The 24033-nt window shown below is 74.2% G+C and carries 18 protein-coding genes; 11 read left to right on the forward strand and 7 right to left on the reverse strand.

All coding sequences use genetic code 11. The annotated features are described in order from the left end of the window. Window positions 1-62: 62 nt before the first annotated feature. On the reverse strand, window positions 63-944 hold the full coding sequence (locus tag WME85_RS04130) for a MerR family transcriptional regulator (RefSeq protein ID WP_437842232.1): 882 nt from the start codon (window positions 942-944) through the stop codon (window positions 63-65). Window positions 945-1125: 181 nt separating this feature from the next. On the opposite strand from WME85_RS04130, the gene WME85_RS04135 reads away from it, so the two are divergent. Genes WME85_RS04135 through WME85_RS04145 form a run of 3 tightly spaced genes read left to right on the forward strand, consistent with a single transcriptional unit; the run spans window position 1126 to window position 5148 of the window. Next, window positions 1126-2727 carry a phytoene desaturase gene (locus WME85_RS04135; RefSeq protein ID WP_437835377.1) on the forward strand — a complete coding sequence of 534 codons (1602 nt, stop codon included), beginning with the start codon at window positions 1126-1128 and terminating at the stop codon, window positions 2725-2727. Beyond that, on the forward strand, window positions 2708-3664 hold the full coding sequence (locus tag WME85_RS04140; protein ID WP_437835378.1) for a phytoene/squalene synthase family protein: 957 nt from the start codon (window positions 2708-2710) through the stop codon (window positions 3662-3664). The genes WME85_RS04135 and WME85_RS04140 overlap by 20 nt, the downstream gene beginning before the upstream one ends. After that, window positions 3661-5148 (forward strand): lycopene cyclase, encoded by a 1488-nt coding sequence (locus tag WME85_RS04145; RefSeq protein ID WP_437835379.1) that lies wholly within the window; start codon window positions 3661-3663, stop codon window positions 5146-5148. Before WME85_RS04140 ends, WME85_RS04145 begins: the two co-directional genes overlap by 4 nt. On the opposite strand, the gene WME85_RS04150 is transcribed toward WME85_RS04145, so the two are convergent. Next, window positions 5133-5714: a beta-carotene hydroxylase gene (locus tag WME85_RS04150; protein WP_437835380.1), complete on the reverse strand. Its 582-nt coding sequence runs from the start codon at window positions 5712-5714 to the stop codon at window positions 5133-5135. The genes WME85_RS04145 and WME85_RS04150 overlap by 16 nt on opposite strands. 62 nt (window positions 5715-5776) lie before the next feature. Here WME85_RS04150 and WME85_RS04155 point away from each other — a divergent pair, with 62 nt between their 5' ends. Next, window positions 5777-6661 carry a lysophospholipid acyltransferase family protein gene (locus tag WME85_RS04155; protein WP_437835381.1) on the forward strand — a complete coding sequence of 295 codons (885 nt, stop codon included), beginning with the start codon at window positions 5777-5779 and terminating at the stop codon, window positions 6659-6661. Here the strand turns inward: WME85_RS04155 and WME85_RS04160 are convergent. The 3 genes from WME85_RS04160 to crtD are packed head-to-tail and all read right to left on the reverse strand — an operon-like array spanning window position 6618 to window position 10296. Further along, entirely contained in the window at window positions 6618-7817 is a 1200-nt protein-coding gene (locus tag WME85_RS04160; RefSeq protein ID WP_437835382.1) for a glycosyltransferase, read from the reverse strand. The two genes, WME85_RS04155 and WME85_RS04160, sit on opposite strands and share 44 nt — an antisense overlap. Continuing rightward, the gene (locus WME85_RS04165; protein ID WP_437835383.1) at window positions 7814-8713 is read right to left on the reverse strand and encodes a carotenoid 1,2-hydratase; all 900 of its coding nucleotides are present in this window, start codon (window positions 8711-8713) and stop codon (window positions 7814-7816) included. Before WME85_RS04165 ends, WME85_RS04160 begins: the two co-directional genes overlap by 4 nt. Next, the gene (gene crtD, locus WME85_RS04170) at window positions 8710-10296 is read right to left on the reverse strand and encodes a 1-hydroxycarotenoid 3,4-desaturase CrtD (RefSeq protein ID WP_437835384.1); all 1587 of its coding nucleotides are present in this window, start codon (window positions 10294-10296) and stop codon (window positions 8710-8712) included. Before crtD ends, WME85_RS04165 begins: the two co-directional genes overlap by 4 nt. A 100-nt stretch (window positions 10297-10396) precedes the next feature. Here crtD and WME85_RS04175 point away from each other — a divergent pair, with 100 nt between their 5' ends. The 5 genes from WME85_RS04175 to WME85_RS04195 all read left to right on the forward strand — a co-directional run bounded on the left by WME85_RS04175 (window position 10397) and on the right by WME85_RS04195 (window position 17737). Beyond that, window positions 10397-11308 carry a polyprenyl synthetase family protein gene (locus tag WME85_RS04175; protein WP_437835385.1) on the forward strand — a complete coding sequence of 304 codons (912 nt, stop codon included), beginning with the start codon at window positions 10397-10399 and terminating at the stop codon, window positions 11306-11308. A gap of 475 nt (window positions 11309-11783) precedes the next feature. Further along, a complete protein-coding gene (locus WME85_RS04180; RefSeq protein WP_437835386.1) occupies window positions 11784-13556 on the forward strand; it encodes an acyl-CoA dehydrogenase family protein in 1773 nt (590 codons plus the stop codon). A gap of 96 nt (window positions 13557-13652) precedes the next feature. Continuing rightward, window positions 13653-14756: a MaoC family dehydratase gene (locus WME85_RS04185; RefSeq protein WP_437835387.1), complete on the forward strand. Its 1104-nt coding sequence runs from the start codon at window positions 13653-13655 to the stop codon at window positions 14754-14756. A gap of 121 nt (window positions 14757-14877) precedes the next feature. Continuing rightward, a complete protein-coding gene (locus WME85_RS04190) occupies window positions 14878-17001 on the forward strand; it encodes an ATP-binding protein (RefSeq protein ID WP_437835388.1) in 2124 nt (707 codons plus the stop codon). 166 nt (window positions 17002-17167) lie between these two features. Then, window positions 17168-17737 (forward strand): hypothetical protein, encoded by a 570-nt coding sequence (locus WME85_RS04195; protein ID WP_437835389.1) that lies wholly within the window; start codon window positions 17168-17170, stop codon window positions 17735-17737. A gap of 73 nt (window positions 17738-17810) precedes the next feature. Here WME85_RS04195 and WME85_RS04200 read toward each other — a convergent pair whose 3' ends face one another. Beyond that, window positions 17811-19268 carry a cyclic nucleotide-binding domain-containing protein gene (locus WME85_RS04200; protein WP_437835390.1) on the reverse strand — a complete coding sequence of 486 codons (1458 nt, stop codon included), beginning with the start codon at window positions 19266-19268 and terminating at the stop codon, window positions 17811-17813. A gap of 265 nt (window positions 19269-19533) precedes the next feature. Beyond that, complete coding sequence (locus WME85_RS04205; RefSeq protein ID WP_437835391.1) at window positions 19534-20610, reverse strand: retropepsin-like aspartic protease; 1077 nt, start codon at window positions 20608-20610, stop codon at window positions 19534-19536. Window positions 20611-21141: 531 nt separating this feature from the next. On the opposite strand from WME85_RS04205, the gene WME85_RS04210 reads away from it, so the two are divergent. Then, a complete protein-coding gene (locus WME85_RS04210) occupies window positions 21142-21663 on the forward strand; it encodes a DUF2505 family protein (protein WP_437835392.1) in 522 nt (173 codons plus the stop codon). 727 nt (window positions 21664-22390) lie between these two features. Beyond that, window positions 22391-24028: a DUF1592 domain-containing protein gene (locus WME85_RS04215; RefSeq protein ID WP_437835393.1), complete on the forward strand. Its 1638-nt coding sequence runs from the start codon at window positions 22391-22393 to the stop codon at window positions 24026-24028. The last annotated feature ends 5 nt before the right edge of the window (window positions 24029-24033 follow it).

Raw genomic sequence — 24033 nt, forward strand, 5'->3', positions numbered from 1 at the left:
GGACCGGCGCCATCGCGCGCGCCCGGCCCGGCGCCGGCGCGCGCGCCCGGGCCTGCGCCCGCTCAGCTCGCGTCCCTGCGGCGCCGGCGCGAGAGCAGCGCGGACTCGACCTGCGCGCGGACCTCCGAGACGTCGGCGGACGCCACCAGGCCGCCGCGCGTCTCGATGAACGGCCTGAGCGCCTCGGCGCCCGCGCCGCCCACGATCCACGCCGCGTCCCGGCAGGCGTCCGCGTAGGCGTCGATGAGCTCGCGCGCGGTCGGCGGCGGCGGCGGGATCGCGACCGTCAGCGCGACGATGTCCGGCGAGAGCGACTCGACCGCGCGCGCGATCGCGGCGGGCGGGGTGCGCGGGCCGAGCACCACCGAGCGGAAGCCCCACGCGCAGAAGCGCAGGCCGACGCCGATCAGCCCGAGCACGTGATCCTCCTCGGCGAAGGCGGCGAGCAGGACGCGCCGCCCGCTCTCGCCCGGCTGCGCGAGGCGCAGGAGGTGCAGCAGCGTGGCGCCGAGCACCTGCGACGCGAGGTGCTCCTGCGCGATCGTGATCTTCCCCTCGTGCCAGAGGTCGCCGATGCGCTCCAGCGCCGGACCGAGCGCGCGCTCGAAGATCGTCACCGCCGGGCCGAGCGAGAGCGCCCGGTTCACCTCGGCCTCGAGGCCGTCAGGGTCGAACCGGAGCGCCGCCTCGACGATGCGCTCGCTCGCGCCCGCGAACGCGTCGCCGCCGTTCGTGTGCACCAGCGGGTGCGGCGCCGCCGTCTCGATCACCATGCGCGCCGCCTCGGCCGCGGCCATCCCGCCGTTCACGTAGTCGCGCATCTTCTTGATGAGCGCGACGTCCTCCTCGCTGTAGAGGCGGTACGCCGACGCCGTGCGCGCCGGGGAAGGCACCCCATAACGGCGCTCCCACGCCCGCAGCGTCGCCGAGGACACGCCACACATCTTCGAGACGGCATGAATTCTGTAGCGGCTCAACTGGACAACCTTGGTGAGGCCCGCCGAGCCGCCGCCGCCAGCGTCGGCTCGAAGCGCCGAACCGACGAGCACCGGGGCCCAGAAAGACCAGCTACTGAAGATGTTTTCGCCTTTGTCAAAGGCTGGAACAAACATTATACTCGCCTTCATGCAAAAGACCAGCGCTTCTTCGGCGCATGAAGAGCGGCCCGGCCGTCCGCCGGGCGACGAGGGGGCCGCGCCCCAGGGGGGGTCGCGGTCGTCAGACGCCCGTGGCGCCCGCGGGCGCAGGCCGCGCGCCGTCGTGATCGGCAGCGGGTTCGGGGGCCTCGCCGCGGCCGTGCGGCTCGGGGTGCGGGGCTACGAGGTCACCGTCGTCGAGAAGCTCGACGAGCCGGGCGGGCGCGCGTACGTGCACCGCCAGGACGGCTTCACCTTCGACGCGGGGCCGACCGTGATCACGGCGCCGTTCCTCTTCGAGGAGCTCTGGCAGCTCTGCGGCCGCCGCATGGCCGACGACATCGACCTGCGGCCGGTGACGCCGTTCTACCGGATCCGGTTCCACGACGGCGCGACGTTCGACTACACGGGCGACGCCGCCGCGATGCGCGCCGAGGTGGCGCGCCTGTCACCCGGGGACGTCGAGGGATACGAGCGCTTCGTCAGGATGAGCGAGGCGATCTTCCGCGTGGGCTTCGAGGAGCTCGCTCACGTGCCGTTCGGGTCGTGGAAGGACATGGCGCGCATCGTGCCGGACATGGTGAAGCTCGAGAGCTACCGCACGGTGTACGGGCTCGTGTCGAAGTACGTGAAGGACGACCGCCTGCGCCAGGTGCTGAGCTTCCACCCGCTGCTCGTGGGCGGGAACCCGTTCTCGACCACCTCGATCTACAGCCTCATCGCGTTCCTCGAGCGCAACTGGGGCGTGCACTTCCCGATCGGCGGCACGGGCGCGCTCGTGCGCGGGCTCGTCTCCCTCATCGAGGGGCAGGGCGGGTCGGTCCGGTGCGGCGCCGAGGTGCGGCGCATCGCGGTGGAGGGCGGCCGCGCCCGCGGCGTGGAGCTCGCGTCCGGGGAGCGGCTCGCGGCCGACGTCGTCGTCTCGAACGCGGACTCGGCGTGGACCTACAGGAACCTCGTGCCGCCCGAGGCGCGCAAGCGCTGGACCGACAGGCGGATCGAGCGGCAGCGCTACTCGATGAGCCTCTTCGTGTGGTACTTCGGCACGCGACGGCAGTACCCGGACGTCGCGCACCACACGATCCTCCTCGGCCCGCGGTACAAGGCGCTGCTCGAGGACATCTTCCAGAGGCACGTGCTCGCAGACGACTTCAGCCTGTACCTCCACCGGCCGACGGCGACCGACCCGGCGCTCGCGCCGCCCGGGTGCGACGCCTTCTACGTGCTGTCGCCGGTGCCGAACCTGCTCAGCGGCACGGACTGGCCCGCGACCCAGGAGCGCTACCGGCGCTCGATCTCGAAGCTGCTCGAGGCGACGCTCCTGCCCGGGCTCGAGGGCGAGCTCGCGAGCTCGCGCCTCCTCACGCCGCAGGACTTCCAGGACCGGCTGCTCTCGTTCCGCGGCGCGGCGTTCGGCCCGGAGCCGGTGCTCACGCAGAGCGCCTTCTTCCGGCCGCACAACGCGAGCGAGGACGTCGAGCACCTCTACCTGGTCGGGGCAGGGACGCACCCGGGGGCCGGTCTGCCCGGGGTGCTCTCGTCGGCCCGCGTGCTGGATCAGGTGGTCCCGGATGCATCGAAGTTCCGTTGAGGCGTCGGCGGCGGACTTCGCCGCGTGCAGGGCGCTCCTGCGCAAGGGGTCGAAGAGCTTCGCCGCGGCGGCGCTCCTCCTGCCCGCGCGCGTGAGGGAGCCGGCGGCGGCCTTCTACGCGTTCTGCCGGGTCGCCGACGACGCGGTCGACGAGCTCGGGGAGCAAGCCCCGCCGGCGGCGGCCGCGGCGGCGGTCGCCGTGCTGCGGGAGCGGCTCGCGCGCGCGGCGGCGGGCGCGCCGGACGACAGCCCCGTCGACCGGGCGCTCGCCCACGTCATGGCGGAGCACGCGCTGCCGCGCGCGTTCATCGAGGCGCTGCTCGAGGGGTTCGCGTGGGACGCGGAGGGGCGCCGCTACGAGACGCTCTCCGAGCTGAACGCCTACGCGGCGCGCGTGGCGGGCGCGGTGGGCGCGACGATGTCGGCGCTCATGGGGGCGCGCGGGCCCGACGCGCTGGCGCGGGCGTGCGACCTGGGGGTGGCCATGCAGCTCACGAACATCGCGCGCGATATCGGCGAGGACGCCCGGCGCGGGAGGATCTACCTGCCGCTCGCGTGGATGCGGGAGGCCGGGCTCGATCCGGAGGGCTGGCTCGCGCGGCCCGTCTTCGACGACCGGCTGGGGCGGATCGTGGCGCGGCTGCTCGACGAGGCGGAGGTGCTCTACCGCCGCGCGGGCGCCGGCATCCCGATGCTGCCGCGCGACTGCCGGGCTGCGATCCAGGCGGCGCGGCTCATCTACGCCGACATCGGGCGCGTCATCGCGCGCCGCGGCTTCGACTCGGTGTCGACGCGCGCGGTCGTGTCGCCCGGCCGCAAGGCGTGGCTCGTGCTGCGGGCGCTGATCGCCAGGCCGGCCGCGCCCGACGAGGAGCGCGAGCACGGCGCCGCGCCGCCGCTCGACGAGGTCCGCTTCCTCGTGGAGGCGGCGCGATGAGGGCCGGGGCCGTCAGCCCGCAGGCCGCGTCGGCGCGGGAGCTCGACGCGGCGCGGGGGCGCGTGCGCGACGCGGGCGGCGAGGCGCTGCTCGCGCGGCTCGAGCACCTCGACGCGGCGCGGGCCGCGCCCCCCGGGCCGAGCGAGCCGCGGCGAGGCCCCGCGGTGCGGCCGCCGGACCGGGGCGCCGCCGCGGACTACGACGTGGCGATCGCGGGCGGCGGGCTGTCGCTGCTGCTCGCGCCGCTGCTCGCGGCGGCCGGGCTGCGGGTCGCGGTGCTCGACAGGGCGCGGATCGGCGCCGCGCACCGCGAGTGGAACGCCGGGACGGCCGAGGTGGCCGCGCTGTCGGCGTCGGGGCTGCTCGCGGCGGACGAGGTCGAGCGGCTCATCGTCGCTCGCTACGCCGAGGGGCTGTGCCGGTGGCACGGCGGCGGGACGTACCCGGTGCGCGGCGTGCTCGACCACGCGATCGACGCGGGAGGGCTGCTCGCGGCGGCGCGGGCGCGGGCCGAGGCGCTCGGGGTCGCGCTGCTCGACGGGCACGCGCTCGTCGGGCACGCGGAGGGGCCGGACACCGTCGCGCTCGCCATGGCCGAGGCGGGGTCGAGCGCCGCGCCGCGCGTGCTGTCCGCGAGGCTCCTCGTGGACGCGCGGGGCGCGGCGAGCCCGTACGCGACCGCGGACCTCGTCTGCCCCACGGTCGGCGGCGTGCTCACCGGGCTCGAGGAGGGCGACGGCGAGCGGCAGATCCGGCCGGACGTCGGCGAGATCCTCGCGACGACGGAGGACGTCGAGGAGGGCAGGCAGCACCTCTGGGAGGCGTTCCCGGGGCGGCCGGGCGAGACGACGGTGTACCTCTTCTATTACGCGCGCTCCGGGGACGTCGGGCCGGGCGCGCTCCTGTCGCTCTACGCGCGGTTCTTCCGGCTCCTCTCGCGGTACAAGGACGGCGACGCGCGGCTCGTCCGGCCGACGTTCGGGTTCATCCCGGGCTGGTCGCGGCTCTCCGCGCCGCCGCGCGCGCCGGGGCGGCGGGTGCGGCTCGTGGGGGACGCGGCGGCGCGGCACTCGCCGCTGACCTTCTGCGGCTTCGGCGCGAACGTGCGCGAGCTCGCGGCGACGGCCGCCGAGCTGGCGCGGGCGGTCCGGGAGCCGGGCGCGCCGAGCGGGGCCCGCGACGCGCCGGTGCACGCGGGGACGGGCGCGCTCGCGGCGCTCATGGCGAGGCCCCCGGGCGGGGCGAGGGGAGGGGAGATGAACGCGCTCCTCAACACGGCGTTCGCCGTGCTCCACGCGATGGGCAACGACACCTACGCGGCGCTGCTGCGCGACGAGATGCAGCCGGCCGATTTCGTGAGGTTCCTGCGGGAGACGGCGGCGCGGCGGCCCGAGGTGTACCGCGAGGTCGTGAGCGCGCTGCCGATCCGGGCCATCGGCCGCTGGGGAGCGGGGCTCGCGAGGGAGCTCTACCGGGCCCGCTGAGGGGCGCGGCGGCGGACGCTTGGAGGGGCGCGGCGGCGGGCGCTCCGAGGATGGGGCGCGGCGGCGGTGGCTTGGAAGGGCGCGGCGGCGGTCGCGGCCGGCGCCGCGGACGCCGCGCGGCGCGCGAGGACGAGGGGGCCGAGGAAGAGGCCGTACGGCGCGCCCCCGGTGCTGTGGTGGACGCGGTGCGCGTCGCGGACGCGCGCGAGGTAGGGGACGCGCGCGAGGCCCGAGACCGGGAGCCGCCGGTGGACGAGGCCGTCGTGAACCACGACGTAGGCGAAGCCGAAGGCGGTCATGCCGAGGCCGAAGCCGAAGGCGGCCTCGCGCAGGAAGCCGGGCGCGCCCATGCAGCCGTACAGGATGAGCGCGACGGCGACCGGGGCGTGGAGGAACGAGAGCGCGTCGTTCCGCTCGAAGAGGCCGCGCCGCCTGGCGTGGTGGGAGCGGTGGATGCTCCAGAGGGCGTGGTGCCAGACCTTGCCGTGGAGGAGAGCGGCCCACCCCTCCATGGCCGCGAAGGCGGCCAGCGCCGTGACGATCCAGATGGCGTGCGAAAGTGTCATCGCGCGGTCTCCTCGAGCAAAAGCGCAGGCGGGGCGGTGTAGGCTCCGCGCCGGGAGCCCGGGTGATTCCAGCGCGCAAGCATCGGTGGTTCAACGCCTGGTTCGCGGCGCACGCGCGCTCGCGGATCCACGGCGCGTTCGGCGCGGTGCTGGCGCGGGGGGTCGAGGCGGCGCGCGCCCTCTCGGCGGAGGCGCCGCTCCTGCTCGTCGCGAACCACTCGTCGTGGTGGGATCCGCTGGTCGTCCTGCACGTGTCGCAGCACCTGCTCGGCGCCGACGGCTACGCCATGATGAACGCGGACAACCTCCGCCGGCTGCCGTTCTTCGCGCTCGTCGGGGCGTTCGGCGTCGACCTCGAGCTGCCCTCGGACGGCACGGCGGCGATCCGGTACGCGGCGCGGCTGCTCGATCGCCCCGGCCGCGCGGTGTGGATCTTCGCCCAGGGGCAGGAGCGGCCCTCGGACGAGCGGCCGCTCGGCTTCCGCGCCGGCGCGGCGCAGATCGCGCGCGTGGCGCGGCGGGCCAGGGTGCTGCCCGTCGCGCTGCGGTACGAGTTCGCCGGCGAGGAGCGGCCGCGCCTCTACCTGGCGATCGGCGAGCCGGTCGCCGCGCCGCTCGGGCCGCGCGAGACGGACGCGGCGCGCGTGCCAGAGCAGGCCGCGGCGGCTCGCGTGTCGCGTCCGGCTAGCGCGCCCCGCGACGCGGAGGCGGTGCGCGCCGCCCAGGAGCTCGCCGTCACCGCGGAGCTCGACCGCATCCACCGGGCGATCGGCAAGGCGGCCGGGGTGGAGGGCCTGCCGCTCGACGTCGACGGCTTCCGGTGGATCCACCGGGCCAGGCCCTCGCTCGTCGGGCGGGCGGCGGAGCGGCTGCTCGCTCACTGGACGAGACCCCGCGAGCCGCTCACGCCCCGGCTTCCCGGAGGACGCCGCGGCGATCGATCGTGAACCGGCTGGTCCGCCAGAGGACGGTGCGGGTCGACAGCGCCCGGACGAAGGCGGCGCCGAGGACGAGGTCGGCGAGGCACGCGTCGGCGGCCGCGGCGAGGAGCCGCGCGCGCCGGCCGGCCATCCGCGAGGCGAGCGCGGCGACCGCGACGCGGCTCGCCACCGCGAGCGCGGCCGCTGCCGCCGCCGGGGCCGGCGCGATCGGGGCGGCGAGCGCGGCGAGCGCGACGATGAGCGGCGTCGCGAAGAAGAGCGCCGGGTAGCTCGCGAGGAGCGCGGGGCGCTGCGCGCGGATGACGGTGATCCAGCGCGCGTAGCGGGCGATGACGTACCGGAGCGGCCGGCCCGAGGCGAGCGAGGGGGCGACAATCGGCGCCGCGCCGACGGCGCCGCGCCGGGCGAGGAGGCGGCGCGAGAGCTCCATGTCCTCGCCGAGGTACGCGGTGAGCGCCGCGAACCCGCCCGCGCCGGCGAGCGACGCGGCGCGGACGGCGAAGAGCTTGCCGACGAGCCCGCGCGGATCGAGCCCGGCGAGCAGCGGGAAGGCGTGGAGGGAGCCGCCGAGCACCGCGGCCGAGGCGCGGTCGCCGAGCGAGCGCGCCGGCGCCACCTCGACGGGCGGCGCCCACACGGCGTCGAGCGGAGCGGGGCGCGCGCCGTCGCGGAGCGGACCGACGAGGGCGTCGAGGTCCACGCCGTCGAGGTCGACGTCGCTGTCCGCGACGAGGACGACGTCGAACGGCGCCGGTTCCCGGGCGACGACCGCGGCGATCTGGCCTGCCTTCCGGTTCGGGCCGGCGGGCGCGGTGAGCGCCACCTCGGCGGGGATCCCGGCGGCGCAGAGGGCCGCCGCCGCGGCCGACGCGGCGGGGAGCGCGCCGTCGCCAGCGTCCGCCACGGCCAGGACGCAGCGCACCGCCGCAGAGAGGCGCGCGCCGGCCAGCGAGCCGAGGGTGCGCTCCAGGTGGGGCTCATGCCCGGCGAGGGGGCGCACGACGAGCACGCGCAGGGCGCCCGGCGCGGGCGCCTCGCCGCCGGCCGGCGCGCCCGGCGACAGCCGCCTCGAGGCGCGCCGGACCGCCTCGGCGGAGACGCTCGCGACGGCGAACGCCCAGGCGAGGGGCAGGCAGGCGGCCGCGTCGAGCAGCGCGCTCACGCCTCCCTCCGCATGCGGAACGGCAGGAGGAACTGCACCCAGGGGCTGGCGAAGCGGTCGAGCGAGAGCGCCTCGTGGACCACCGTCGCCGGCTTGCCGCCGAACGTCGCCGCCGCCAGGGAGCGCGCGTAGAACGGCGTGTCCTCGTAGGTGCGGAGCAGCCGCGGCGACGAGCCGAGGTCGGCCGCGATGCTCCGCTCCATGCCCCAGCGCGTGTCGCCGAGCGGCCGCGGGACGAGCGGCGGGAGCTCGCGCGCGCCGCCGGCCGCGTCGAACGCGCGCGCGAGGAGCATGCGCGTGCCGTCGCGGCGCCGGACGTCGTAGGTGAGGGCGATCCCGTCCGCCCCGACCGCGCGCGACCAGGTCCAGCTCTCGAAGGCGCGGTCGAGCGGCTCGTCGCCGGCGTTCGTGTCCAGGTAGGCGCTGCCGGTGAAGCGCAGCGACGGGTGCGTGAGCTCGACCTCGGCGCGCGCGATCGGCGCGAGCGGCGCCCACCGGTGCCGGCCCCACCGGTCGAGCGTCACCCCGGCGCGCGCGCCGCGCGGGCCCGGCGCCGCCGGCTCCGGCGCGGCCGGGCGGAGGCGCACCGTGCCGGCGAGGCGCGAGGGGATGGGCGCGGTGGTCTCGTCGAAGGCGACGCGGAGCTCGCCCCCGGACCACTCCATGCGGCTCGGGCCGATGGCGAGCGCGCACGGCGACCTGGAGACAGCCGCCCGCGGCCGCTCGGTCAGCGCCCAGCGGTCGTCGCGCGGGCGCGGGCCGTACAGCGCGACGTTCATCGAGCAGTGCATGAGCGGATCCGCGGCGCCGCGCGCGCGGGCCCTGGCGTAGTACGGCGAGAAGACGCTCCCGAGCAGCGCGATGATCGTGATCGCGCTCCGGCGGTCGTCGCTCACCGCATCCAGGTACCACCAGGCATAGCCGCCGTGCGGGATCTCGAGGTCGAAGCGAGGTCCTCCATCACGCTCTGCGCCGCGAGCCGGCCGCTCAGCGCCGCCATCGGCACGCCCGCCCCCGGGTGCACGCTCCCGCCCGCGAAGTACAGGCCCCGGAGCTTCGAGCGCGTGGCCGGACGCGCGAAGGGGGAGTTCCATCCGTGCGACGCCGGCCCGTACAGCGCCCCCCCCGTCGCCGGGAACAAACATTCGAAGTCCGCCGGCGTCGTCACCACCGGAGAGGGGCCGACGCTCTTCAGCGAGAGGCCGAACCGCTGCAGTTGATGGAAGACGCGCTGCTCGCATGCGTGGATCTCCGTGGATGAGGGGGTGTGGATATCACCGGTGGCAGGGGCGTTGAGGATGAAGAACAGGCGCTCCCCGGCGCGCGCCTCCGGGGCGCCATCGCCGGGCGCGCCGGGCCCGGCGCCGCCGAGCTCCGGCGACGGATCGTTCCAGCGGTCCTCGGCGCAGACGTAGACCGTGCCGTCGCGCGGCAGGGCGTCGCGCTCGAAGATGTCGCGGAACTCGGCCTCGTAGTCGCCGGAGAAGAAGACGTTGTGCCGGAGGAGCGGGAAGCCGCTCGCCTCGGCCACGAGCGCCCAGGTGACCGCCGAGAGCGACCGCGGGGCGTCCGCCGGCGCCTTGCGGGCGGCGCGCTGGCCGAACAGGCCGCTCCTCAGCGCCGCCGGATCGGCGTTCATCACGACGAAGTCGGCCTCGATGCGCTCGCCGCCCTCGAGCACGACGCCGCGCGCGCGGCCGCGGCCGTCCTCGATGGCGGCGACGTGCGCGCCGCAGCGCAGGGTCGCCCCGGCGCGGGTCGCGGCCGCGGCGAGCGCCTCGGCCACCCGGTACATGCCGCCCTCGGGGAACCAGACGCCCTCGCGCTCGACGTGCGCGATCACGCTCAGCGTCGCCGGCGCGAGGTACGGGGACGAGCCGCAGTAGGTCGCGTAGCGCCCGAACAGCTGCCGCAGGCGCTCGTCCGCGAAGAAGTCGCCGAGCGCGCGGTGGAGGGTGCGGTGGCCGTCGATCTTCATGAGCCCGCCGACGCCCAGGCTGCCCGCCGTGCTCAGGATCGTCCGCAGGGTGGGCCGCTCGGCGCGCAGGAACGGCCCCTCCACGACGTCGAAGATCTCGCGCGCGTACCGGCAGAACCGGCGGTACCCGTCCGCCTCCCTCGGGCCCGCGAGCGCGCCGATCGCCTCCGCGGTGCGCTCGACGTCGGCGAAGAGGTCGAGCCGCGCGCCGTCCGGCCACGCGTGGCGCGCGAGCGTCTCGGCCGGGCGGAGCGGCACGTGGTCCTCGAAGCGGAGCCCGAGCGACGAGAAGATCTCGTCGAGGACCCACCGCATCGTGAGCACCGTCGGACCCACGTCGAGGCGGCGGCCGCCGAGGACCACCTCGCGCATCTTTCCGCCGACGCGCGCCGCCCGCTCGAGTAACACGACGTCGAGCCCGTTCGATGCAAGGAGCGCAGCCGCGGTCAGCCCGCCGATGCCCCCGCCGATCACCACGACGCGATCTCTCGTGTCCGCCATGGCTCCGGAGTGTACCCGTTGCGCCGCCTTTGTCTAGGCTTTGTTTAACTGATGTGCAAACCATTGACAAACCTCGGTACGTCGCCAACACTCGCTCGCCATGGATTCCGATCGCCGGATCGAGCGCGTGCTTCTCGTCGCGATTGAGTCGCTCTCCTCGCCCGCGTCGCCCCCCGGGCTCCTGGCGGCGACGCACCACGCGGTCTTCCCCGGGGGGGCCCGCGTCCGGCCGCGGCTCTGCCTGGCTGTCGCCTCGGCCTACGGAGATCCCGCCCCGGAGGTCGCCGACGCGGCCGCGGCGGCGGTGGAGCTCATGCACTGCGCGTCGCTGGTCCACGACGACCTGCCGTGCTTCGACGACGCGCCGATCCGGCGCGGGCAGCCGTCGGTCCACCGCGCCTTCGGCGAGCCGACCGCGGTGCTCGCCGGCGACCAGCTGATCGTGCTGGCGTTCGAGGCGCTCGCGCGCGGCGCGTTCCACGCGGTGGCGAGCGGCGTCACCGACGCGCGGAGGGCGGTGCGGTTCTTCGAGGTGCTCGCGGGCGGCGTCGGGATGCCCCAGGGGATCATCGCGGGGCAGGCGTGGGAGTCGGAGGGGAAGGTGCCGCTCTCGACCTACCGGCGCGCGAAGACAGGGGCGCTCTTCGAGGCGGCGGCGACGCTGGGGGCGCTCTCCGCGGGGCAGGACGGGGCCGCCTGGGGCGACCTCGGGCAGCGCATCGGCGAGGCGTACCAGGTCGCGGACGACGTGCTGGACCTGATCGGGCAGCCGGAGGACATGGGCAAGCCGGCGGGGCGCGACGGGGCGCTCGGGCGGCCGAACACGGCGCTCGAGCTCGGGCTCTCCGGGACGACGCGGCTCTTGCAGCGGCTCATCCAGGACGCGATCGACGCGGTGCCGCAGTGCCCGCGGGCGGACGACGTGCGGTCGTGGGCGGTCGAGCTCGGGGACAGGCTGCTCCGGGCGTGCCGGATCCGGGCGGCGGCGCCTAGCACCCTCAGCTCCATGTAGCGGGCCGGCCCCCTGAGAGAGTGCTCGTCGCGCGGGGCGGGCGCGGGCTGAACTCGCCTTGGACGTCGTGTGCCCGACGTGCTGCGCACGCCGGACACACGACGTCAATTGGGCTCAGACACCAGCCCGCGCCCGCCCCGCGCGACGAGCACTCCCTCAGGGGGCCTACCGTGGTTGCCGGCGGGGCGGTCGGCGGACTCGAGGGCTGTTCTGGACTTATGAGCTCGGGGGGAACACCGATGTCGGCGGGGTGGCGGACGGAAATGCGATGAGGGATCGGGGGAGGCCTTAAAGCGATGTCCATGTGAGCGAGAGGGGCTGCGCCCAGGCTCGACGAACGCTCTTCAGGGTGACATCCTCGGGAGCCTTTCCGCGCCTGTCGCGGTGGGGGTAAGGCCCTGAGCGGCGCGGAGGTGCTATGCCCTGCGTCCGACAGACTGGCTTTGATCTTTGTCCGCGATCGGGGGGATTGGGGATGAGGGCGATCCGGGAGCAGCACGCCACCATCGTTTCTCGCAAGCTCGAGGCAGACAGCCCGGGAGGCATGCGCGAGGCGATCACGTCCGTCGAGCAGCTCGCGCGCATGGCGCGCGGGCGCCTCCGGGACCGCGTGGTGGACGTCGGAGCGGCGAGCGCCGGGCTCCGGGGCGCGACGAAGGGCGCGAGCCTCGCCAGGGCGAGCGGCGCTCCAGGCGTGCCGCTGCACGTGTCGCGGATGCTGCTCGACCAGCACCAGCTCGCAGCCCACGCGCTCGCCCACCTCTACGCGGAGATCGAGGCCTGCCGCTCGCTCGCCGGCTGGGCCTGGGAGGTGGGCGGCGGCGAGGCCAGGGCCGTCGCCGAGGCGCACGCAGGGGCGCTGCTGCTCGCCCTGCGCGGGGGCGTCGAGCTGGGGGGCGGCGAGGTCGCGCCGCTCGGAGAGCTCGAGCTGCGCGAGGACGAGGTGGCCAAGGCGATCGGACACCCCGCCGTCACGGCGTGGGCGCGCGACGCGGGCTCGGGCGCGGCCGTGGCGTCGCTCGCGCGCACGGCGGCAGAGCAGGGCATCCCCGGCAGCGGCGGCGCGGAGGACGAGCGCGTCGGCTGGATACGGCACAACATGCGCGACTTCGTCGAGCGCCTCGTCGAGCCGCTCGCGCCGGAGATCCACCGGCGCAACGGGCTCATCCCGGAGTCGATCATCCGCCGCATGGGGGAGTTCGGGGTGTTCCGGCTGGCCATCGCGCCAGAGCACGGGGGCGACGGGCTCGGCGTCGTCGCCATGGTCACCGCCGTCGAGGAGCTCGCGCGCGGGTCGCTCGGCTTCGGCGTGCTCACCATGACCGCGTCGATCGCGGCGGACCTCCTCGTCCGCTCCGGCACCGAGCCGCAACGCCGGACCTGGCTGCCCCGCATCGCGGGCGGCGAGGCGCGCTGCGCCCTCGCGCTCTCGGAGCCCGCGTACGGGTCGGACCTGGCGCGCGTCGTCACGCGCGCCGAGCGGCAGGACGACGGCAGCTACCTGCTCACCGGCAAGAAGGCGTGGGTCACCGGGGCGTCCCGCGCCGACCTCGTGCTCACCCTCGCGAGGACCACGACGCCGGGCGGCCAGGGCCAGCAGCCGCTCGGGCCGAGCCTCTTCGCGGTCGCCAAGCGGCGCGGCGCGCCGGGCGCCGACTTCCCGGACCCGGGGATCACCGGGGCCGAGGTGCGGGCGCTCGGGCAGCGGGGCATGGGGCACTACGAGCTCCGGATCGAGGGGCTCCACGTCGGCCGCGAGGCCCTGCTCGGCGAGCGCGAGGGCGAGGGGTTAAGCCAGATCCGCCGGGCGCTCCTGGTCGGCCGCACCTACGCGGCCGCGTGCGGCGTCGGGGTCGCGCAGGCCGCCCTGGAGCTCGCGCTCGAGCGGGCGAAGACGCGCGTGCAGTTCGGCGCGCAGCTCATCTCCTTCCCGCGCGTGGCGCACCGGCTCGGCGGGCTCATCGCCCGCGTCGCGGCCGCGCGCCAGCTCACGCGCGCCGCCGCGCAGGCGGCCGACTCGGGCAAGCCGTGCGAGCTCACGTCGGCGATGGCGTCGCTGTTCGCGAGCCGCGCGGCCTGGGACGCCGCCGACGCCTGCATGCAGATCCACGGGGCGAACGGCTACGCCGAGAGCTCGGTCCCGGCGCGGCTCCTGCTCGACGCCCGCAGCCTCGCCTTCCACCTGGGCACGCGCGAGGTGCTGGCGCAGGGCATCGCGCGCGCCCTGCTCGAGGGCTCGCTGCCCTGAGCGCGCCCGCCCGCCCGCGTACGTGGGCGGGCGGAGCGCGGACGCGCGGGCGGCGCTGTCGAAAGCGCCGCGCCTGTGACATGATCGCGCGGACCGATGGCCCGCGTCCGCTCCCCTCGCTACGGCCGCAAGCTCGACGATTTCACGGTCGGCGCGGTGTACGCGCACCCCTGGGACGTCACCGTGGACGAGGGGATGCTCGCCCTGTTCGCGGCCTCGTTCCAGGACGCGATCCCGACCTACGCCAGCCGCGTCGCGGCCCGCTCGCTCGGGCTCAGGGACAGGCCGGTGAACCCGCTGCTGCTCCTCAACCTCGGGATCTCCTTCAGCGTCCACGACGTGAGCGAGCAGGCGATCGCGCACCTCGCGTACATCGACGTGCGGTTCCCCGACGCCTGCTATCCAGGGGACACGCTGCGCGCGAGCTCGATGGTCATCGGCAAGAAGCCGGTCTCGACGGGCGACAAGGGCGTCGTCCACGTCAGGACGCAGGTGGTGAACCAGGAAGGGCTGCTCGTCTGCTCCTTCGAGCGCAAGGCGCTCGTGCCCTGCGGCGCCGCCGCGGAGCGGCCCGCGGACGCGCCGCACGCCGTCGCCCAGCCGGCCGAGCCGCCGGCGCGCTTGCCGAAGGAGCTCGACGGCCCGCTGCCGCCGGCGCCGAGCCACGGGGGCTTCGCCTGCTTCTGGGACGACTTCGAGGTGGGCGACGTGATCACCCACGAGGTCGGCCGGACCGTCGGCGACAGCGAGCACATGCAGCTCGCGACCCTGCTGCGCAACTCCCACCCGCTGCACCTCGACGAGCAGTACTGCCGCTCGAGCTCCTTCGCGAAGACGCGCGTCGTTCACGGGGGGCTCGTGCTGTCCTGGGTGCTCGCGCTCTCGAGCAGGGACACGGCCGGGCGCGCCGTCTGGGACCTCGGCCTCGACGACGGGGCCCACCCGAGCGGCGTGCTCGCGGGCGACACGCTCTTCGCCGCGTCGAAGGTGGTCGCCCGGGAAGAAGCCGGCGCCGGCGCAGGGAGCCTCACGCTCCGGATCATCGGCGTGAAGAACACCCCGCCGCGCGCGCTGCTCGCGCACGGGGCCGACCTGTTCACCCCCGAGCTCGGGAAGACGGACGGAAGGGTCAAGGAAAAGGTCGTGGAGATCACGCGAACGCTGCTCGTGCGCCGGCGCGACCAGGCGCCACCACGCTGAGCGGCGGCGCCTGGTCGCGCCGCGCCGGCGCCCGCAGAAGAGGAACCCCCCGAGGGGCCCGCCGCGGCATACAATGCGGCGCCATGACGACCGCCGCGCCGCGACGAGGAGCTGGACGGCCATGAGCGCGGCGGCGAGCCGTGAGCTGGACGCCCTCCGCGCGCGCATCGACGAGCTGGAGCGGGAGCTCGGCCGCGTCCGCGCGTCGGGTCAGCCCGCCGCCGGCCCGGGCGCAGGCGCGCCGGAGGCGGGCCCGGGCGGCGCGCCAGGCCCCGCGCCCGCCGGGTGGGAGGCGCAGCTCGACGAGGCCGAGCAGGCGGCGCAGATGGGCAACTGGATCTGGGAGGTCGAGCAGAACCGCGTCGCCTGGTCGCGGCAGCTCTTCCGGATCATGGGCTGCGATCCAGCGAAGGACAGGCCGAGCACGGAGGCCTTCCTCGCGGCCGTCCACCCGGACGACAGGGAGCGGATGACGACCCTCCTGCAGCGGGCGATCGAGACCGGAGAGGGCTCGGGCGCGAGCGCGTTCCGCGTGCTCCGCCGGGACGGCGCGGTGCGGGAGTGCCTCCTGAGCAGCCTGCCCATCGTCGACGGGGCGGGCCCGCCGTCCCGCTACTTCGGCGTGGTCGTCGACCTCACCGAGCGCCGCCTCGCCGAGCAGGAGCTCCGCCGCAGCGAGCGCATGCTGAACGAGGCGCAGCGCATCGCCCACGTGGGCAGCTGGTCCTACGACCTCGCCTCGCGGACCGTCCGCTGGTCCGAGCAGCTCTACCACATCCTCGGCGTCGACCCGTCGAAGCGCCCGACGTTCGAGCTGTTCGCGAGCCTCATCCACCCCGAGGACCGCCACCGGGTCCTCGGCGGCGCGGAGAGCGCCTCGCCGCTCGGGATCGCGAGCCCGGTCGAGTGCCGCGTCGTGCGCCCCTCGACCGGCGAGCTGCGCCACGTGCAGATGGCGGCGCAGCTGCTCACCGACGAGACCGGGGCGATCATCGGGCTGGTCGGCACGAGCCTCGACATCACCGAGCGCCGGCGCCTCGAGGAGCAGCTCCTGCACAGCCAGAAGCTCGAGGCGATCGGCCGCCTCGCCGGCGGGGTCGCGCACGACTTCAACAACATGCTCACCGCGATCTTCGGGCACAGGGAGCTCGCGGTGCGCAAGGTGCAGCCGTCGTCGAACGTCCTCGAGCACCTCACGCAGATCGGCACCGCCGCGGAGCGCGCCGCGGCGCTCACGCGGCAGCTGCTCGCCTTCGCGCGCAAGCAGCTCATCCAGCCCACCGTGGTCGACCCGAACGCGCTCATCCTCGGGGTGGAGTCGCTCCTGCGCCCGCTCGTCGGCGAGGACGTGGAGCTCGACGTGCTGCCGGGCAGCCAGATCTGGCCCATCCGCATCGATCGGGGCCAGTTCGAGCAGCTGCTCATGAACCTCGCCGTGAACGCGCGCGACGCGATGCCCGCCGGGGGCCGCCTGACGATCGAGACCGCGAACACGACGGTCCGCCCCGACGACGCGGAGCGGAGGCCGGAGATCGAGCCCGGGGACTACGTGGAGCTCAAGGTCACGGACACCGGGCAGGGGATGGAGGACGCGATCCAGCAGTACGTGTTCGAGCCGTTCTTCACGACCAAGGAGCCGGGCAAGGGGTCGGGGCTCGGGCTCGCGACGTGCCACGGCATCGTCAAGCAGCACGGCGGCCACATCTGGTTCTCCAGCGCCTCCGGGCAGGGGACGCGCTTCACGATCTGCTTCCCGCGCGTGCACGGCGCGCCGTGCGAGCAGCCCGCGCGGGCGCACGCGGCCGTGGTCGGGGGCACGGAGACCGTGCTCGTCGTCGAGGACGAGGCGCAGGTGCGCGAGCTCTGCGTGGCCTCGCTGCGGTCGTTCGGCTACTCGGTCCTCGCGGCGCGGAGCGGCAAGGAGGCGGTCGCGCTCGCGGCCGCCTACCCCGGCGCCATCCACCTGCTCGTCAGCGACGTGGTCCTCCCGGACGCGCGCGGCCCCGAGGTCGCGGCCGTGCTCGCCCGCGTGCGCGCCGCGCTGCCCGTCCTCTACGCGTCGGGCCACACCCAGGACTCCCTCGTCCCGGGCGATCTGCTCGACGGGTCCGTCCACTTCCTGTCCAAGCCGTACACGCCGACGCAGCTCGCGCAGGCGGTGCGCGACGTGCTGGACGCGGCCGCGCTGGCGCGCCGGGCGCCGGGCGCCGGCGACGCGCCCGCGGCCGCAGAGCGCCTGCAGTGAGGGCGCTCGTGTGGGAGCGGGGGCGCGCGCGCAGCAGCGGCGGCGCCGGGGTGGGCGGTGAGTCCACGTGGGCCACGCGGGTCACGCGCGCGCGCGCAGCGCTCCAGGCTGGCTACCGTCGCGCGGGTGCATCTATCTTGGACGAGCGGCACGAGCGGCTTTCGCGATGAAGATCCGGGGCTCAGCGCTGATGCACACGAGGACCTACCTGCAGACGCGGTGGGGGAGCCAGTCGATCTCGGTGCTCGACGCCAAGCTGCCCGCGAGCGTCCGCGCGGTCTTCTCCTCGCCCGACCTCGTCGCGCACAGCTGGTATCCCGTCTCGGTCTGGAACGCCATCGCGGACGAGATCTCGCGGTGGCCCAACAAGTCGGGTGTCATCCGCGATCTCGCGGCCTACGTGGCCGAGCAGGACCTGACGCTCGCCCACAAGGTGCTCCTCAAGCTCGGCACGCCCGCGCTCGTCATGCGCCAGGCCGGCGTGATGTGGGGCATGTATTTCAATGGTGGTCGGCTCGCCCCCCTCGCGGAGGGAGAGCGGTTCTTCCGCCTGATACTCTATCTCGGCGTCGACCCCCAGGCCGACCCGGGGCGCCAGACCTGCAGGGACGCCGTGCCGGCGTGGCAGGAGAACGCGCTCCGGCTGTCGGGCGCGCGCGGCGGGCAGAGCCTCCACACGAGGTGCCGCTTCGAGGGACACCCCACGTGCGAGTACGAGGTGCGCTGGCTCCGCTGACCCCGCTTCGCGGGCGTCGGCGGCGGCCGGCGGCGCGCGGCGCGCAGCGCGCGCTGGACCGCCGGCGCGCGCGTCACGACCTGGTGCAGAAGGCGAACAGGTTCACCTGGGCCTCCTCGGCGCGCACCTCCACGGGGGTGTTCCCGAACTTGGACCGGGCGAACAGCGTCTTGAGATCCTCGGCGCTGCGGTGGATCAACTCCCACTCGAGGACGTGGTCCATGAAGGCCTTGCTCGGGTTGTTCACCCCGAAATTGCCTATGAGCGCGATGCCCCCGGGGAGGAGCTTGTCGTACATGCAGTTGAGCAGGCTCACGACGAGGTCGTCCCGGAGGTAGTCCGTGAGCCCGATGCTGTAGATCATGTGCTGGGGCTTGAGCACCGTCCTGCCGCGGCCGTGGGCGAGCCGCACCACGTTGTCCTGGGCGAAGCTGAAGCGATCCATGACGCCGAGCTGGTCGGCGATGCCGGCGGCGTAGGCGAGCGCCTGGTTGTCTATATCGATGCACGTGGCCTTGATGTCGTGCGGCTCGCTGCCGTCGGCGAAGAGGTCGAACAGCTCCCGGGCGGGGCCGCTCGCGAGGCTGGTCACGAGGACCGGGCCCGACGGGTGCGCGCGGCACGCCTCCAGGATCGCGCGGCTCAGCACGCCTCTGCGGTTCTTGACGGCGCGGCAGGCCTCGAGCGAGAGCCCCCACTGGTCGATGAAGCGGCCGAGTCGGCCGTCGCCCGCGGGCTCGTCGTTGTACATCATCTCGATGGTGTAGAAATCGCCCGCGTAGCCGCGCGGCTTCGTGTAGCAGCGGTCGACGGTGCGGCTCAGCATGAAGAGGGAGAACGTCTCGCGGAACACGTAGGCGCCGATGCCCTTCTCGAGGTGGCGCTCGCGCTCGATGTGCTCGCGGATCGCGGACACGATGGTCTGGCACGCGGCGCTCACCTTCTCCTGGATCTCGGCCTCGGGGTGCTTGGCCTCCTTCACCATCCTGTCGGCGATCATCATCTCGAACTTGAACTGTTCGACCGTGTCGATGAGCTTGGGAGGGATGTTGTTGGTGCCGGCCTGGCCCGTCCTCGCCGCGTGGAAGCGGTTGACCTGCGGCACGTCCTCGACGAGGAGCGGCGGGAGCATCGCGGTGTTCTCGCGGAGGCGCTGGGCGAGCATGATCGCGAGCGACTGGTAGAAGCGCGCCGCGAGGCCGGGGACCGAGGCAAGGAGGGAGTGCACATACGGGCCCTCGATGACGTCGAGCGTGGACTCCTCGCGGGCGACGACGGAGGCGCTCGCGGCGGCGCTCTCGAGGAACGACATCTCGCCGAAGATGGCGCCCGGGCCGAGCTGGCGGAGCGCGACGCCGCGCCCGAGGTGGGCGACCTCGACCCCGACGAGCCCGCTGCGCACGATGAAGATGCCCTGCCTGCGCGAGCCTTCCTCGAGGATCTGCTCGCCTGGTCGGTAGGTGACGCAGGTCGACTTCTCCAGCAGCAGCCGCTCGTCATCCTGGGTCAAGAACTCGAAACCTGTCGTCATGATGCCTCCCGACCGCCGTGGGCGCCTCGACGTCGCGGAGAGCCGGGTTCCTCCCCCCCGGCGCGACGACAGGGACGTCCACGCGTGCGCCCCTTCTATCACGACGCATCACGCCTCCGCTGGGGCATGGCGGTCCGCCCGCCGGCTCGGCGCCGATCGCGGGCCGGGCTCGCCGCGGGGCGGCTCGCTGCCCGCGCGCCGGGGTCGCCGCGGCGCGCTTCGTTGGCCGCGCGCCGGCCTCGCCGCGGCGCGCTCGTTCACCGGGTCACCGCGGGGCGCAGGCCGCGACGCCGCCGTCCTCGGCGAGCACCAGCACACAGGTGCGGAGCACATCCATGCCGGCAAATCCGTCCGACCGACAGGTCGCCCGCCGCTCGCCGGGCAGAAGGTCGATATCCGCGGCGGCGTCGAACCCCGCCATCCGGAGGCGAGCGCCCGAAAGGACGGGAACGGTGTGCCTGCCTGAGGCGGCGTAGGCGCTCCTGTCGCCGGTCGCCCGGCGCGACAGCCGCTTGCCCGCGGGGGAGACGGCGAAGAGCGAGCTCTGTGACGCCCCCGAGTCGATCTTCAGCGTGACGGGGATCCCCTCGACGCTCGCCCTGGCGGTGAGCTCGCTGCCCTGGTTCGGCCCGCCGCAGCGGCCGAGCTCGACGACAGCGGCCTCGCCGAACCTCGCGGCGAGCGCGCGGGCGGCCTCGTCGCGCGGGGCCTCCGTCATCCGGCCCTCGCGCAGGTCGAGCACGACGGCGCGGCCCGGCCTCGCCAGCTCCTGCGGCGCGACGACGCCGCCGATGCCGATGCGCTGCAGGACGTCGGGCATGGGGACGACGAGCAGCGTGGGGACCTCGACCCGGCCCCACCCGGAGAGCGCGAGGGTCGCGCTCTCGAGGCGGGAGACCGCGAGGGGCCTGCCCGCGTGGTCGACGGCGACGTCGCCGGCGGTCGAGAGGGGCAGCGCGAGCTCGTCGGCGAGCCAGCGGGCGAGGACGTGGTGCGAGGCGCCTGTGTCGACGATCAGCACGGTCGGCTGGCCCGCCACGACGGCGTCGATGAGCGGCGAGGGGAACGCGCGGTCGTTGAGGTGGTACTGGAGGCTGGCCCGGCGCTCGGGGCCCGCTGCCGGCGCCGCCGGGCCCGCGCCCGCCGCCGGGGAGCCCGCGGGCGAGGACGCGTCGGAGGAAGCGTCGCCAGCGCGGGCGCCGGTCGACGCCGCGCTGCGCGGCGAGGCGGGCGCGGCGCGGACCGCGGCGGGCTCGGCGCAGCCGGCCACCGCGAGCGCGCCGGCCGCCGCAGCGGCAGCGAGCGCGGCGAGGAGCTGCCTGCGAGCGCGCGGCACGAGCATCACCGGCGCGCGGCGGCCCCCGGAGCGAGATAGCGCGCGCGTCGCGGCGCGCCGTCCCCCCGCCGGCTCCCCCGAGGAGAGGTGACCCCATCGAGAAGCTTCACCAGGCCATCATTGGCCGGCGATCGACGTCGGTCAAGCAGGGACAGCGGATGTCGCGCCGCGGACCCGGGGGCGCGCCAAGTGCGAGTCAGCGTGGGGTCCCAGGCAAACGGAATCCCCTTGAGATCTCGACTCGAGAACGGCTCGATTCTCCTCATCTCGCTCGACGAGAGCGCGGCCGCGAACCTCATCACCCCTTCCTGGCGGAGAGCTGGGGAATCGACGACCTGGACGTCGTCGCTCGGCAGAGCCCGCGTCGCGGCGCTCGCGCCGGGCCGCCGCGCGAGGGTGCCTTGCGCGTGCCCCAGCACGGCTGAGCCTGGCAGCCGCGCTTCAGCGGCGACGGAGCGGATTCGACCGCCGCGCCCGCGGCCGCGGTTGTCAGCCGGCGCGTCTCGCTGCAAGGTTCGCGCAGGAGAAGGCAAACGCATGATTCAGATCGAGGCCAGGCACCTGATTCACTGCGACGAGGAAACCTTCTGGGAGCTCTTCTTCAGCGCCGAGGTCAACGAGCGGATGTACCGCGACGTCCTCAAGTTCCCCTCGTTCGAGGTGCTGGAGCAGCGAGAGGACGAGCGCACCATGGTGCGCAAGGCGACCGGGCAGCCCCGCATCCACGGGCTCCCCGCGCCCATCCAGTCGATGCTCGGCCCGAACTTCCGTTACATCGAGGACAGCGTCTTCGACAAGGCGGCGCGGTCCTGGAGCTGGACGATGGCGCCGAACCTGCTCTCGGATCGGCTGCGCAACTCGGGCACGCTGCGGGTCGAGCGGTCGGGCCCGGGCGAGGTGACGCGCGTGGCGAGGGCGACCATCGAGGCGAAGATCTTCGGCTTCGGCAAGGTGCTCGAGGGCATCATGGAGAAGGAGATGCGCGCGGGGTGGGACGACAGCGCGGCGTTCCTCAATCGATGGGCGGCGGAGCACCCGGCCCGGGCGACGGCGAGCTGAAGCCGCTCGGGCTGCGGGCGGCGTCGGAGGGGTGAGCAAGCCCGGGCCGAACGCCGCCACGGCGTCTGAAACACCAGACCAGCGTCGCCCGCCGCGCGCCCGAGCGTCCGCTCCGCGCGCGGCACCATCGCCCTCGCCAGCGACAGGTCGCTCTCCGTCGCCTCGTCGTCGCGCTCGCGCTCGCCCGCCGCCGCGCGTGGCGTGTCGAGATCTGCCTGGGCGCCGCGCGCCGGATCTCCGTCAGCATGACGAGTTCCCGGCACGGCCGCCGGTGCTCGCGGGACGGCGGTCATCCTCGTCGTCGCGAGTGCGCCCGAGCGCCTCGGGACCTCGAGTGTGTTGCTCCTGTATTTGTATCATGGCCTGATATTCAATTCTTTTTACTAAGTTGTCTTTACTAGATGAACCGGTTCATTTAGCGCGCTCGAGCGAAATTGTGCGTTAAATATGCTGATTCTATATTTCCATCACTGTCGTGGCGCTTGAATTCCGTTGATCAACTGAACCGGTTCATTTAATCTCCTGTTTGCAACGGCCGCACGGCGAGCCGCAGCCATCCCGACGTCGCCTCCGACCGCACGTCGCGATGGACAGCGCGGTCTTGCGCTTTGCATCAACGTCTTATGCCGCACAAGGAGCCGTCATGAACTTGGAGGTCAGCCGACCGAGACAGAGACCATGGGCCGGGATCGCGAGCCTATGCGGCGCGATGCTGCTTTCTGGGTGTATGGGACAGATTGGTGGCCGGGACGGCGGGGGCGGCCAGGCGTCCGAGGTCCCGCCGCTCTCGAACGACCCCTCCGTGATCGCCGCCGCCTGTGAGGCGGAGAGCGGTGTCCTTCACGTGGGCCTGACCCGGCTCCGCCGCCTCACGCGCGACCAGCTGAACAACGTCATTCGCGATCTGCTCGGCGTCGAGGGGCGCCCCGCCGACGCGCTCGCGCCGGACGAGCGCATGGGGCCGTTTCACAGCAACGCCATCGCTCCGATCACAGATCTCCTCGTCCAGCAGGCGGCGGAGCTCGCGGCGCGGGTGGCCTCGGAGGCCGAGGGGCGCATGGACCTGATCGCGCCGTGCAGCCTCGCGGACGACGATGGGACGTCGTGCGCGACCGAGCTCGTCGAGCGGCTCGGGCAGCGCGCGTACCGCCGCCCGCTGGAAACGGACGAGATCCAGGGGCTCGTCTTGCTGTACGAGCTCGGCCGGCAATCGGGCGGGGCGTCGCGCGGCTTTCGCCTGGTGATCGAGGGGCTGCTGCAGTCGCCGTCGTTCCTGTACCACGCCGATGTGGGCGAGTCCGGCGCCCCCTCCGCGACCCCCGAGCCGATCGATGGCCACGGCCTCGCCTCGCGGCTCTCGTTCTTCTTGTGGAACTCGATCCCCGACGCCGAGCTGCTCGATCGCGCCGCCGACAGCAGCCTGCTCGAGCGCGACGTGCTCGAGAGGCAGGTCGGCCGCATGCTGCAGGATCCGAGGGCGGGCGCCACGATCGCGCTGTTCCACCGCCAGTGGCTCGGGCTCTCGGAGCTGCCCAACGCGCAGAAGGACCGCGCGTTGTTCCCGTCGTTCAACGAGGAGATGGCGAACGCCATGCTGAACGAGAACGCCCGCTTCACCGATCACGTCGTGCGGCAGGGCGACGGCCTGCTCAGCACGCTGCTCAGCGCGGACTACACGTTCCCGGAGGGGCCCCTGTTCGACGTTTACGAGATCGAGCCGCCGGACGGGTTCACGCCGGGAGACCAGGTGTCGCTCGATCCGAGCCGTCGCGCCGGGATCCTGACGCAGGCGGCGTTCCTCGCGCGCTGGTCTCACCACAACCAGACCTCCCCCATCCACCGCGGGATCGTCGTCCGTGAGAATCTCATGTGCCAGCCGCTCAGTCCCCCGCCGGCGAACGTCAACAACGTCCCCCCGCCGGTGGACGACGTGACCTCCACGCGCGAGCGCTTCGCCCAGCACGTGGCGGACCCCGGCTGCGCGGGCTGCCACCAGTTCATCGATCCGATCGGCCTCGGCTTCGAGCATTACGACGCCATCGGCAAGTACCGCGCCACGGACGGCCTCGGCGACGTGAACGCGCAGGGCGAGATCACGAGCGCACGCGAGGACCTCGCGGGTCCGTACTACGGCGGCGTGGAGCTCGCGAAGAAGCTCGCGGCGAGCTCGGAGGTGGCCGACTGCGTCGCGAACCAGTGGTTTCGCTTTGCCCTCGGGCGGATCGAGAGCACGGACGACGCTTGCTCGATCCAGGACATCCACGAGGAGTTCAAGGCGTCGGGCGGGAACATTCGAACCCTGTTGTCTCAGGTGGCGCTGAGCGACGCCTTCCGCCACGTGCGGCTCACCGCCAGCGAGGAGTGACCGTG

Origin of the sequence: Sorangium sp. So ce1153, from assembly GCF_051521595.1 — a bacterium.
Taxonomy (GTDB): domain Bacteria; phylum Myxococcota_A; class Polyangia; order Polyangiales; family Polyangiaceae; genus Sorangium.